The sequence below is a fragment of the Campylobacter portucalensis genome (genome assembly GCF_009690845.1).
Lineage (GTDB): Bacteria > Campylobacterota > Campylobacteria > Campylobacterales > Campylobacteraceae > Campylobacter_B > Campylobacter_B portucalensis.
Map to the genome: position 1 here is coordinate 1 of NZ_VWSJ01000072.1, position 618 is coordinate 618.

General features: G+C 23.9%; 1 pseudogene. It reads right to left on the reverse strand.

Features of this window, described 5'->3' with window-relative positions:
* A pseudogene (locus F1B92_RS08915) lies at positions 1–618 on the reverse strand (hypothetical protein); the annotation flags it as partial.

A 618-nucleotide genomic window follows, 5' to 3' on the forward strand; every position in this document is an offset into this window, starting at 1 on the left:
AGTGAGATATTAGAGTTGCTTTGTTGTCGTTTGTAGAATTTGAATTTAAATTTAGATTATTGTTTGAGATAGTAGAATTTGAGTTGTTGTTGATATTTGAGTTCTTTGAATTTATATTATTAAAATTTGAGTTATTTATTTTATTATTTAAATTTACATTATCAGAACTATCTTTTAATATATTGTTATTTTTTGGTTTATTGAAATTTAAAGATATAGATTTAATTCCGTGTTCATCTAGTGTTTTTAATTCATTAGATTGAGAAATGCCATCTTCATTTAAATCTTGCCAAATTTTAAGATTAGAGAAATTTTCATCAAGAGCATCAATTTTTCCATCATTGTTAGTATCTTGTAATGATAGAGCGTGATAACCATTTATAGCAAATTTAGTTTGAGAGTTTAAATTTGAAGTTTGGTTGTTTGGAATATTTAATGTTTGAGAATTTGAAATTTCAGAATTGTTGCTTGAAATTTCAGTGAAATTTCCAAATAGTTCAGAGCCATTATCTATTTTATTATTTGAGTTTTTATCTAATACTAATATGCCATCATCTTTACCTATCCAACTTGTTTTAAATGCAATTTTATCTCCATTGTGATCAAAATATACTCCAT